This is a genomic window from Clostridium estertheticum subsp. estertheticum (assembly GCF_001877035.1).
GTDB lineage: Bacteria > Bacillota > Clostridia > Clostridiales > Clostridiaceae > Clostridium_AD > Clostridium_AD estertheticum.
The window spans coordinates 2503658-2516105 of sequence record NZ_CP015756.1 but is presented as its reverse complement, the minus strand read 5'-3'; the positions used below and the strand labels follow the sequence as shown (position 1 = coordinate 2516105).

The window sequence follows — 12448 nt, the reverse complement described above, 5'->3', positions numbered from 1 at the left end:
AATTATAGTTTATATATATGAACTTCACAACGTGAAGTCATTATATTATATGCAAACATATAAAAATGGTGTTACTAAAATTACAAGAAGTTGTTATTTTTAAAGAATTAATTTATAAAGCATGCTATAATTGTATTTCACATTATATATTAAAACTTACGATTAAATCAAAAGAAGGTGGACTTAATTAAAGATAATAAATATTTACCTATTAGCAAACAAGATATTGCAGATAGAGGTTGGACTGAATTAGATTTCATTATAGTTACAGGTGATGCATATGTAGATCATCATAGTTTTGGAACTGCAATCATTTCAAGGGTTTTAGAAAATGAAGGTTATAAAGTAGGGATAATAGCCCAACCTGATTGGAAAAATATAGATGACTTTAAAAAACTAGGCAAACCAAGACTTGGATTTTTAGTTAATTCTGGCAATATGGATTCTATGGTTAACCATTATACCGTAAGTAAGAAAATAAGAGAAAAAGATTTATATTCTCCAGGTGCAAAAATGGGACTAAGACCTGATAGAGCTACGATAGTTTATTGCAATAGAATTAAGGAAGCCTATAAAAATGTTCCTCTTATTATTGGTGGCATAGAAGCAAGTTTAAGGCGCTTTGCACATTATGATTATTGGAGTGATAAGGTAAGAAAATCAATGCTTATAGATAGCGGAGCAGATTTATTAATCTATGGCATGGGTGAAAAACAAGTCGTTAATATTGCGTCAAAGTTAAATGCAGGCATAGATATAAAAGATATTACAAAAGTACTTGGCACCTGTTATGTTACTGACGATATAGAAAATATAGAAGGCTATATTGAAATAGCATCTTATAAAGAAGTATGTAGAGATTTACATAAATATTCAGAGGCCTTTAAAATACAATATGATGAGCAAGATCCTATTCGCGGAATTGGTATTGTGCAAAAACATGCCAACAAGTATCTTGTACAAAACAAACCAGAAATGCCCCTTACGAGAGAAGAATTAGATATAGTTTATGGCTTGCCATATCAGAAAAATTATCACCCTAGTTATGAAGCAATGGGCGGAATACCTGCTATAGAGGAAGTTCAGTTTAGTCTAGTAAGTTCAAGAGGGTGTTTTGGGAGTTGTGCTTTTTGTGCCATAACTTTTCATCAAGGAAGAATTGTGCAAAGCAGAAGTGAAAATTCACTAATTGAGGAAGCAATCCAAATTACAAAACTTAAAGATTTCAAAGGATATATTCATGATGTAGGAGGCCCTACAGCTAATTTTAGAAGACCAGCATGTGATAAACAGTTAAAGGTAGGTGCTTGCAAGGATAGACAATGTCTACATCCTAGCCCATGCAAAAATTTAGACGTTGATCATATGGAGTATTTAAAACTCCTAAGAAAATTAAGAGAACTTCCAAATATAAAAAAAGTTTTTGTACGTTCAGGACTGCGTTATGATTATATTATGGCAGACAAAGATGATACTTTTTTAAATGAGCTTATAAAACATCATGTTAGTGGACAGCTTAAGGTAGCACCAGAACATGTCGCCCATAAAGTTCTAAAATATATGGGTAAGCCAGCAGGAAAAACCTATAATAAATTTTTAGAAAAATTCTATGAGTCTACTGAGAAAATAGGTAAGAAGCAATACGTTATTCCTTATTTTATGTCTAGTCATCCTGGATGCACATTAGAATCATCAATAGAACTAGCAGAATACCTTAGAGATATTAATTATCAACCAGAACAAGTACAAGATTTTTATCCAACACCTGGTACTTTATCAACTACTATGTTTTATACAGGATTTGATCCAATAACTCTTGAAGAAGTACATATACCTAAGACAAAAAATGAAAAAGCTATGCAAAGGGCACTTCTTCAATATAAAGACCCTATGAAATACGATTTAGTATTATCAGCTTTAACACAAGCTGGAAGAGAAGACCTTATTGGTTATGGACCTAAGTGCCTAGTAAAACCTAGAGGAAAAAAGAATAAAGAGCAATTCAATAATCAGATTGGAAAGCAAAAAGAATTAAAGGGTGGAAATAGAGGTAAAATCAATAACATAAAGAGTAAAACAAATGATGCGCCAATCAGCAAAAGACTTAAAGATAAAAGTAAACCTACAGTAACCCAAGGTAGGCCAAGTCAGGGAACTAAAAGTACTAACAAAAAGAAATCAAAACTTAAGAAAAGACAATAGTAGTTATAATAATACCTACATTCAATTAAAGGATGTAGGTATTATTATTATTATTATTATTATTATTATTATTATTATTATTAAGCTATTGTAACTATTTTGTTTATACTTTCTTGTTCTACAAGTTCACTTTTACTGAAACCCTTTCTAAAATATCTGATTTGCTTATATTTTACTTTGTCCATTTCAAAATCTAAAACATCAATTCTGTCACCACTATAAATAACAGCTTTTTTGCTGCCTTTTAAAAATACATGTACTTCCATAGTTTCATCTATTAGCTGCGTATCAGCTACTCCTTTCTTTATATTCTCACTTTAATAATATTAATTAAACATATCTTAGTAATATATAAGTTTGTTTAATTATATAATATTATCTAAAGTATAATGGTAATATATACATTTATCAAGGTAAAAAAAGATAAATAATAGTCAACCATTTAGATAATAATGAATATAATATTAAAAAAATAGAAATATAAGCATCTTGAAATCCTATTATAGATTTACTTCTAAAGGAGATAAGATATATGATATGTAAAGAGTATTTATTGGATACTAATATAGTAATAAAGGTGTGGAATAAATATCCTACCCTACTTGATACTATTGAAAATATAAAATCTGTTGATTTTAAAATTTCAAAGGACATAGCAGGGGAATTATCAGTAAAAGAATATGTAAAATTCAATGAAGATTTTGTACTCTCAAATAAATTTTTGAAATTGTTAGGACATATCATTACTAATAATGAGACATCTTCTAATTTTATAAACGATAGTTTACCAAGTGATTTTATTAAATATCAGCAAGACAAAAATATATATTTAGTTAATGGGGATAAAATTTCAATAAATGATTATAGTTTAATTGATATTTGTAAAAAAAATAAAGAATATATCCTTGTAACTGAGGATAAAAAGTTAATTCGAAGTGCAAGAATTATATTAAATTCTTCAAGAGCACTAAACTTTCAAGAATTTCTGGATGATTTAAGAGATTTAGATGTGCTGCAATAAAATATTATTGTAAGAGACTGTATCTTTATAGATTACAGTCTCTTATGTTTTTTTTAACAATTAATTAGTAATGTACATAGGTATTAGAACTTTTATTATAAGAATTTATAATACCTACTTAATATTTTTCTCCAAATATTGGTTGAATTTAAAACTCCATAACTTATAAGTTTTTGGACGTTTTTCACTAACTACTGATAAAAATTCATCTATTACTCCTAAGTTATTCAGACCTTTCATTAAATGCCTTGGATAATTTACATTTTTAGAGTAATTATTTTTAGGATCAATTACATTAATAGAAAAATCATCCATCAAGTATAGATCTTTACACCTAATGTCTAGTCTGTTAAATTTAAGTTTAGTAAACTCTTCAATAAGTTTAATTATGTTAAGCGATATTACTTCATTAATACCATGTTTTTTTATATATTTATCAAGACGTTGTCCACCTGCATAATCTCTTACAATATAGTATTCTCCATGCTCATAAACATTAGGAAAATATTTGCTTTTTCTAGTTTTAACAAAAATATTATATTCTCCCGAACAAACTTTTTTATCTTTAAAAATTTTAATTACTCTTTTGTTAGGAAGCAAATAAACTATTCCATTATGGCCAGCCCCTAAAAATTCTGATGTTCTAAGCATTTTTTCAACTTTGCTGTTTAATTGAATATAGTAACTTTTGTCCTCATTCATATTATCATCTTCTTTTCAATAGATATCACTATATTATATGACAAAGGCTTGTAAGTATTTCCTATATATATAAATGTTATCTTGATTAATATTATAATTAATAATATAATGTTAAGGAATATATATACAATTAATTGAATCACTTTAGTGGATTCTTAAGGAGAAAGATTTGATAATGACAAAAATATTAGATGCTCAGGAATTCATATATAATGGAAATGATTTAGGTGCTGTTTATTCTAAAGAAAATACAATATTTAAAGTATGGGCACCTACCATAGATAAAATATCAGTAATAATTTATGAATCATTCGATGATTACTTAGGAAAAAAACATGAGATGATTAAGGGAGAAAAAGGAGTTTGGGAACTTGAACTTATTGGGAATCACAAAAATAAATATTATAATTATTTAGTATTAAATGATGGGATAGAAAGGGAAACGCCAGATATATATACTAAAGGTGCAAGTGCTAATGGTGAAAAGGGCATGATTATTGATTTTCCTTCTATAAATCCATATAATTGGGAAAATCACAAACGACCTGCAGCAATTAATAGAACTGAATCAATTATATACGAAATTCATATTAGAGATTTTTCATCATCAGAATATTCAGGAATGAAAAATAAAGGTAAGTATTTAGCTTTTACTGAGGAAAATACTAAAACGCCTATAGATGTTATTACAGGACTCGACCATCTCAAAGACTTAGGAATAACCCATGTTCATTTATTACCTGTCTTTGATTTTGCAAGCGTAGATGAAAACACAGAAGAATATAATTGGGGATACGATCCATATTTATATAATGTTCCTGAAGGTTCATATGCTACAGATGCTCATGATGGTACCGTACGAATTAGAGAATTCAAAACTATGGTTCAAGCCTTGCATGAAAATGGTATTAATGTAATTATGGATGTTGTATATAATCACACTTTTACTAAAATAAATTCTCCGATGGATATCTTAGTTCCCAAATATTATTATAGAACAGATGATTATGGCAACTATACAAATGGTTCTGGTTGTGGAAATGAAATTGCATCCGAAAAACCAATGGTTAGAAAATTTATAGTTGATAGTATTAAGTTCTGGGCTCAGGAATACAAAATAGATGGTTTCAGATTTGATTTGATGGCACTTGAAGATATTAGTACTATGAAAGAGATTGAAAATCAAGCTAAAAGTATTAATTCAAACATTATTATTTATGGCGAACCATGGACAGGAGGGTCATCTTCATTACCACAGAATATGCAGATGAAAAAGGGTACTCAAAAGGGCACGCAAGTATCTGTATTTAATGATGATTTAAGAAATGCTTTAAAGGGGGATAGTGATGGGGCCAGTTTAGGGTTTGTTAACGGTGGAAAAGGATTTGAGTTAGAGATCAAGAAAGGTATTGTAGGTGGAATCCAATATAATAATGATATATGCAATTTCACACAAAATCCTGGAGAATCCATAAACTATGTAAGTGCTCATGATAACTTATGCTTGTATGATAAATTTGAGAAAAGCAATCCTCATAATACTCCATTTGAAAGAGAAAAAATGAATAGGTTAGCATTGTCCATAGTGCTTACATCACAAGGAGTTCCTTTTATCCAAGGTGGAACAGAAATATTAATGACTAAACAAGGAAACTATAACAGTTATAATGCTGGAGACATGATTAATAAAATAAGTTGGAATAGAAAATCTGTATTTTCAGAAACTTATGAATATATTAAGGGACTTATTGCTTTAAGGAAAAGTCAAAAGGTTTTGACTTTAGACAATGATAATGATGTAAGAAAATCGTTGAAATTTCTAGACTCGCCTTATAACAGCGTTGCATATGAATTAACTTCAACTTTTGCAGGTAATTATGATAATTTACTTATAATTCATAATGCTAACAATAATGAGATTAAATTTATTATACCAGATACTGATGAATGGATAATTATAGCAAATGAATTCGAAGTAAATGTGAGTGGTGTATGTAAAGGTGATAAAACATGCCAAAGTGAGATAATTGTACCAGCTATTTCTAGCATTATATTATGTAAATAGCAAAAATGTTATTTGTGGAACATACAAAGAAGCTACATTTTTTAAGATGCAGCTTCTTTGATTTTATCAAATTATATCACAAAATGTTTAATGATTTAAAAAAGTACTAAAATCTAGGGTTCTATCTCAATATAAGCTATTGCTTTCTTATTAAACAAATATTTTTTACCCATAGTGTTAACTTCATGAGGCCTGGTGTTTTCAAAATTATAAAACCAGTTTTTAAATAAATCACTTTCAGATTGTTTCAAATCCAATATTTCACTTTCACCACTAATAAAAGAAATCGTTAACATTTTAGTCACTCCTTTTCAAGTAAATAGTCTCTTAAAGTATATATTCTATACTGAAAAGGAATTTCCTCTTTTTTCAACACTTTTTATTTCAAAATATTATGATAATATATACTATAGAAATAATCTCCAGTATTCATTTTAAATTCAAAATTAAATATATATTTACAAAAAAAAGAAACCTTCACTAGAGCCGCAGTAGTGATAGATTTGATTTTTTTTTATTAGTCTAGACATTCCAAACATTCATTTATTACATCTTCTGTAATTTCAAATACGTATTCTGTTCTCATATAGGCACCTCCTTAATAGTATATGGGTACACAAAAAATATTAATTGTAACTCATATAATGCGATTTAAATTCATGTTATAACAAACGATATGTTATAAGTGTTATCAGTACGTTATTCAATAAAATTTTAATAAGGGATTCATTAAGAAATTTTCGAATGAAAAGGGTAAGAATTTAAGCGTGGGTTTATAAAATTCGTGTCTTCTCTTTTGTTAAGTGATTTAATGATCCGATTTTTAATACGTTAGTACGTATTAGGTAGTTTTGTAAAGATTTCATTGTTACTAGGTAACTTTCTAAGTATATAACAGTTTAAGAGAAAGTGCAAGGGAAACTTTGAATTAAAATAAAAATCCAATTTATTAATAATAAATTGGATTTTTACTATTAAATTCTACTTTGAAATAATGGCTTGCACTCTGCCAACTTGCCCATCTTCTAACATAACTTTTATTCCTCTATGATGTACCGCTGAGTTTGTTAGTATTCTTTGAACTACACCCCTAGTTAATTTAGTTGTTCTCTGGTCCTTTTTTAATACAACATCTACTGTAGTACCAACTGGTACGTTACTTCTTGTTTGTCCTCTGTTATCATTTTGCGTAATCATGAAATTGTAGTCTCCTTTAATAAAATTACTTAAAAGCATATATGTACTCTTTAATATAATCTTTATTTATATAAGCTTATATAAAACAATACTCCATATACCCTTGTTTTGTCAAAATAATTTTCATTTAGATAATTATTTTCTAATAACTAATCTAGAATAAAATAAATTAGTATGGAGACCATATTATAGAAAACAATTTTTGGAAAGGAGATATTGTGATGATAGAATCATTATTATTCATACCTGATAATCTTTTAAACCCCATTATATCATCTACCTCTATAATAATTGGTACCATTTTAGGGGGCATTTTTAGTTGGTTTATAAATAAAAATTCTACCGCTCTATCAATTAAGACCCAGAGTAAAATCGAAAAGGCCAATAGAGAATACGCGGAGCAAAATAAAGCTTTAAAACTCAATGAGTATGCGACAATTATTCAATTAGATATATGTACAACATTATTTCAAAGCTTAAGAATGTTAAAAGAATTTGATGATCAAAATAAGATCAGCATCTATCCTATACCTATGAATTTTAATTATGCGCAGGCAATTGTAGCTTTAGCAAAAGATTTTAATCTGAAAGATATTAGTTATATTTATCAATTATATGGAATTATAGAAAAATTATATAATGATACAAAAGGCTATCATTATGATGAAAAACATTATACCTTAATAAAAGAGGATTATGAGATGTTTATTAAGAAGATTTATGGAAATAATTTCTTAAGGGTTTTAGAATTTGATATCGACATAGTTACGTATGAAGATTTATATAACAACGAGATTATAAAACTAGGATATAAGAATGTACTTATTAAATTAGATAATATTACTCATTAGGTTCTATAATTATGTAAATTAATATTTATTATAATGTTAAATAATAATTTTTATCAAATTCTCTGTTATTTTATAATATTATATTGAAATTATCGAAGAACTAAGATAAACTGATTAGTAGAGAACACAACAAGTTGAGTTTGAATATATATAATGAAAATGTGGAAATTATAAATTGGAACATAAATTCTATATTATCTACCATTCTTGATTTGCTGCCGAAGGAGGAAGAATTTATGTCAAGTAATAATATTGAAATGATGAAAAAGATTATTGAAGAAAAGAAAAAGAGAAGTTCTGAACAGAGCGGACTTTCAAGAGCTACTAAGGTGATTGGTAAAAAGAGTAAAGCAGCAAGAAGCACTAAAAAAACTGGTGGTTTATTCGATAAATAAAAAGTTGTTTTTAATAGTAACTTTGCTACATAAACTATTTTTAAGGTAATATCCAACTTAATTAATATTAATTTAGAAATGAGCTCCTATTTTAGGGGTTTTATTTTTTTGTATTTCTATTAAAATTACTAGTGTAAATTACAATATCAAACTATGGTTAAAGGCTAGTGACAAATTAGAAAGAAAAAAGTTAATATTATTTTAAGCATAATTTTAAGCATATCAAAATATTTATATTATATAAACAATAAAATTCTATAAACAAAATAGGAGGGTTTTATGATATATCTTGATAATGCTGCCACAAGTTTCCCTAAACCAGTGGGGGTCTATTCCGAAGTATTAAAGTGCATGGAAAATTATGCTGCAAATCCAGGGAGAGGTTCTTATGATATGGTAATTGAGGCATCCTCTAAAATTATGGATACAAGGCAAGAGTTAAGTGAACTTTTCAACATTCCTAACCTATTAAATATTGTTTTTACTTGTAATGCTACTGAATCTTTAAATATAGGCATAAAAGGAATACTAAAACCAGGAGATCATGTTATTAGTACAGTAATTGAACATAACTCGGTTTTAAGACCATTAAATTACCTAAGTAAAAAAGGAATAACATTTACTCTTTTAGGTGTTGATGAAAAGGGGTATTTAAACATTAATAATCTAAAAAAGAAGATACGTAAAAAGACTAAAGCAATCATAATAAACCATACTTCCAATGTATTAGGAACTGTGCAAGATATAAGAAGTATAGGCCAAATCGCAAAAGAATCAGGAATAATATTTATGGTCGATGCATCTCAAAGTGCAGGAGTTATACCAATAGATGTAGTACTTGATAATATTGATTTATTAGCTTTTCCTGGTCATAAAGGATTATATGGGCCACAAGGTACTGGAGGCCTTTATATAAAAGAAGGTGTCAATCTGGATTCGTTTATTCAAGGAGGAACTGGAAGTGATTCACTGTCTATGAAGCAACCTGACTTTCTGCCTGATAAATTTGAAAGTGGAACCTTGAATACACCAGGAATAGCAGGATTGTATGAAGGTTTAAGGTTTATTAAAAAAATAGGGATAGAAAATATAAGAAAACATGAAATTATGTTAGTAGAATGTTTAATAAAAGAATTAAAAAAATTATCTTATATTAAAATTTATGGAGGAACTGAATATGAAAACAGAGGAGCGGTAGTTTCTTTAAACATAGACAATGTAGATGCATCTGAAGTAGGAGATTTTCTTAATAAAAAAGGAATATCAGTTAGAACAGGGTTTCACTGTGCATCACTAATACACAATATAATTGGTACAAGTCAAAGAGGCACAGTTAGGATAAGTCCAGGATATTTTAATTGCTTAGACGATATTGAAAAACTTATTAAAGCTTTAATAGATATACATGAAAAAAGGCCCTTTTTATAGGGCCTTTTTCTTTAATATGGTACCATTAACAATGGTTATTTTGTTCTACTACTAAAGCTGAAAGTATTGGATTGGTGATATTTGCCAAAGCTGAAGGAACTGCAGCTCTAGATGTTACAACTACAGAATAGGTGCAACAATCATCTATACCACAGTCACAATCACAATCGCAATCACAAACTAAAAAAGAAAAAGTATCAGTCGTAATAGCAACTACAGTCGATGGTCCTCTAGAAAAGGTCCATATAGGTCCAATTGGGGTTGACACGCGTTCACCTCTACATAGTCTAAACACTTGGAAATCAAGAATTATACTTTCGCCTACGCCAGTTGAAGAATTTATATTGGCTGCAAATTCAAGCTTAATACATGGATTTTTAAAATGTGAAGTATTTAAAGTAAGAGTGGCGATTGTATTTGGAGTACCAGTAGTAGTGGTAGATCTCAATGATATTGGAGTTCCACTTTTACATTTCAATAAAACTTTAGTTCCTTCTTCTTCTCTTTTTTCTTTTTTACAGCCACATCCTTTTTCTTCTTGCCAATTACCTTTTGACATTGAATTCATATATTTATTCCTCCTAAATTTTAATTCGTTATATAGAGTAAAAGAATTCTAAATGTACTGTTTATAAGGGTGGATATATTAGAATTCTTATACTATAATGTATGAGTTTTACATGCAAATGTTCTAGATATTTTAAACTTTCCTAAAATTTACTCACTCATCATCTTCTTCACATTCATCATCAAACAAAGGCCTAAGTTTTTGATCAGGGAAGAACTTTGGAACTGGTGACCTATCAAATTTTTCACAAGGATTTTCTTCGCATTCCTCTTCACATTGGCAAGGTACTGGGCAATATCCATATGCAGGAATTAATAATTGAACAATTAGTTCACATTTTACAATAAGATGAAATCCTAAGGTTATATCTAAAACACTATCACAATCATCTTTGCAAAAGATTCCATCTAAACATTCTGCTACTAATTCAAGTTTTATAATATCAGAATCAAGATCACTGGCTTTACCAGTTGGCACAGTTGTAGCAGAGATTTGTGCTATTGAATCTGGACAATATAGTTTTGGTATAACTTCTGTACGATTAATTTCATAAAATTCACATTTTGTTTCTCCATCACAATTTATAAATTCTGCATAAAATGAAATTACAAAGCAAACTATTACTTTCTTATAACTAGGATTTTTCTTTAATGGGATCTTCTCTACTGAAATTAGCTTTAAATTAAAATCTCTGCACCCTGTAAATACTCTTGGATCGTCAAGAGGGTCACTTCTTAATTCTGCATCTGTATCTACGGTATCTGGTCCGCACCCATAAACTAAACACCTTTTAATTAGGCATTGGTCAAATACTTTTGGAATTTCAACACATACCAACTCGGCTGGATCAGGAAGGTGTCCTTGTTTGTTAACAACACCAGGTCTTGCAATAAAGTCATTATGAGTAATAGACATATATTATCCTCCTTTTATGTTAAGTGATACACTCTAATTCGTGTTCTCTGTTTTATAATATGCAGTTGCCTATAACTTGTGATTAATATATTGGGTGATTAAATTAAATAGTTTTTAAATGTCAATTTTAAATTAGACAATTAGATTTTTTTTAAAAAGACCCTTTTTTTAGAGCCTTTTTATCTATTCAAGTACTAATAAAAATGGTAACAAATGTAATAAAAGTAGTTATGAGATACAATATAAATGTAACTTATTCATCAAACAAGGGTTCAAGCTTTTGATCCGGGAAAAATTTTGGAACCGGAGCCCGATCAAATTCTTCACAAGGATCTTCTTCACAATCTTCTTCGCATTGACAAGGTATAGGACAATATCCATATGAAGGAATTAATAGTTGAACAACTAACTCACATTTTACAATAAGATGAAATCCTAAGGTTATATCTAAGAAACTTTCACCACAATCGTCTTTGCAAAAAAAACCACCTAGACATTCTGGTACCAACTCAAGTTTTATAATTTCAGAATCAATATCACTTGATTTACCAGTAGGCACAGAAGTGGTAGATATTTGTGCCATTGAATCTGGGCAATATAGTTTTGGTATAATTTCTGTACGATTAATTTCATAAAAATCGTAGCTTGGTTCTCCTTTACAATCTATAAAATCCGCATAAAATGAGATTACAAAACAAAGTACTATTTTTTTATAACTAGAATTTTTTTTTAATGGAATTTTCTCCACCGAAATAAGCTTTAAATGGAAATTTCTACATCCTGTAAATGTTTTTGGGCCATTAAGGGAGTTGCTTCTTAACTCCGCATCTGTATCAACTGTATCTGGTCCGCAACCATAAATTAAGCATCTTTTAATTAGACACTGGTCAAAAACTTTTGGGATTTCAATGCAAACTAATTCAGATGGATCAGGGAGGTATCCTTGTTTATTAACGATACCGGGTCTTGGAATAAAATCATCATGTGTAATAGCCATTAATTTTCCTCCTTTTATGTCAAGTGACACACTTTTTAATCCGTGTCCCTTAGGGTATATTATGCAAGTGGTTATTAGTTGTGAGTAATATACCTTTTTACTAAAAT

13 protein-coding genes are annotated in these 12448 nt (G+C 28.8%); 6 read left to right on the top strand and 7 right to left on the bottom strand.

Going from position 1 to position 12448, the window contains the following annotated elements; all coding sequences use genetic code 11:
• Nucleotides 1-186 precede the first annotated feature (186 nt).
• Entirely contained in the window at nt 187-2202 is a 2016-nt protein-coding gene (locus A7L45_RS11530) for a YgiQ family radical SAM protein (RefSeq protein WP_071614951.1), read from the top strand.
• 80 nt (nt 2203-2282) lie between these two features.
• Here A7L45_RS11530 and A7L45_RS11525 read toward each other — a convergent pair whose 3' ends face one another.
• The gene (locus tag A7L45_RS11525; RefSeq protein ID WP_071612910.1) at nt 2283-2468 is read right to left on the bottom strand and encodes a hypothetical protein; all 186 of its coding nucleotides are present in this window, start codon (nt 2466-2468) and stop codon (nt 2283-2285) included.
• 266 nt (nt 2469-2734) lie between these two features.
• Here A7L45_RS11525 and A7L45_RS11520 point away from each other — a divergent pair, with 266 nt between their 5' ends.
• On the top strand, nt 2735-3223 hold the full coding sequence (locus A7L45_RS11520; protein WP_071612909.1) for a PIN domain-containing protein: 489 nt from the start codon (nt 2735-2737) through the stop codon (nt 3221-3223).
• A gap of 114 nt (nt 3224-3337) precedes the next feature.
• Here A7L45_RS11520 and A7L45_RS11515 read toward each other — a convergent pair whose 3' ends face one another.
• Nucleotides 3338-3925 (bottom strand): protein kinase, encoded by a 588-nt coding sequence (locus A7L45_RS11515; RefSeq protein WP_071612908.1) that lies wholly within the window; start codon nt 3923-3925, stop codon nt 3338-3340.
• Nucleotides 3926-4100: 175 nt separating this feature from the next.
• Here A7L45_RS11515 and pulA point away from each other — a divergent pair, with 175 nt between their 5' ends.
• Entirely contained in the window at nt 4101-5990 is a 1890-nt protein-coding gene (gene pulA / locus A7L45_RS11510; protein WP_071612907.1) for a type I pullulanase, read from the top strand.
• A 113-nt stretch (nt 5991-6103) separates the two neighbouring features.
• On the opposite strand, the gene A7L45_RS11505 is transcribed toward pulA, so the two are convergent.
• Both A7L45_RS11505 and A7L45_RS11500 read right to left on the bottom strand, forming a co-directional pair.
• A complete protein-coding gene (locus A7L45_RS11505) occupies nt 6104-6286 on the bottom strand; it encodes a hypothetical protein (protein WP_071612906.1) in 183 nt (60 codons plus the stop codon).
• A gap of 685 nt (nt 6287-6971) precedes the next feature.
• Nucleotides 6972-7187 (bottom strand): YwbE family protein, encoded by a 216-nt coding sequence (locus tag A7L45_RS11500; RefSeq protein WP_071612905.1) that lies wholly within the window; start codon nt 7185-7187, stop codon nt 6972-6974.
• 221 nt (nt 7188-7408) lie between these two features.
• On the opposite strand from A7L45_RS11500, the gene A7L45_RS11495 reads away from it, so the two are divergent.
• The 3 genes from A7L45_RS11495 (at nt 7409) to A7L45_RS11490 (ending at nt 9861) form a co-directional block, all read left to right on the top strand.
• Nucleotides 7409-8038 carry a hypothetical protein gene (locus tag A7L45_RS11495; protein ID WP_071612904.1) on the top strand — a complete coding sequence of 210 codons (630 nt, stop codon included), beginning with the start codon at nt 7409-7411 and terminating at the stop codon, nt 8036-8038.
• Between the two features lie 236 nt (nt 8039-8274).
• A complete protein-coding gene (locus A7L45_RS23220; protein WP_162855525.1) occupies nt 8275-8433 on the top strand; it encodes a hypothetical protein in 159 nt (52 codons plus the stop codon).
• Nucleotides 8434-8712: 279 nt separating this feature from the next.
• On the top strand, nt 8713-9861 hold the full coding sequence (locus A7L45_RS11490; protein ID WP_071612903.1) for an aminotransferase class V-fold PLP-dependent enzyme: 1149 nt from the start codon (nt 8713-8715) through the stop codon (nt 9859-9861).
• A gap of 25 nt (nt 9862-9886) precedes the next feature.
• Here the strand turns inward: A7L45_RS11490 and A7L45_RS11485 are convergent, their stop codons facing one another.
• The 3 genes from A7L45_RS11485 to A7L45_RS11475 all read right to left on the bottom strand — a co-directional run bounded on the left by A7L45_RS11485 (nt 9887) and on the right by A7L45_RS11475 (nt 12341).
• Nucleotides 9887-10429, bottom strand: a complete 543-nt coding sequence (locus tag A7L45_RS11485) for a DUF4489 domain-containing protein (RefSeq protein ID WP_071612902.1) — start codon at nt 10427-10429, stop codon at nt 9887-9889.
• Between the two features lie 153 nt (nt 10430-10582).
• The gene (locus tag A7L45_RS11480) at nt 10583-11344 is read right to left on the bottom strand and encodes a hypothetical protein (RefSeq protein WP_071612901.1); all 762 of its coding nucleotides are present in this window, start codon (nt 11342-11344) and stop codon (nt 10583-10585) included.
• A gap of 253 nt (nt 11345-11597) precedes the next feature.
• Nucleotides 11598-12341 carry a hypothetical protein gene (locus tag A7L45_RS11475; RefSeq protein ID WP_071612900.1) on the bottom strand — a complete coding sequence of 248 codons (744 nt, stop codon included), beginning with the start codon at nt 12339-12341 and terminating at the stop codon, nt 11598-11600.
• Between the last annotated feature and the right edge of the window lie 107 nt (nt 12342-12448).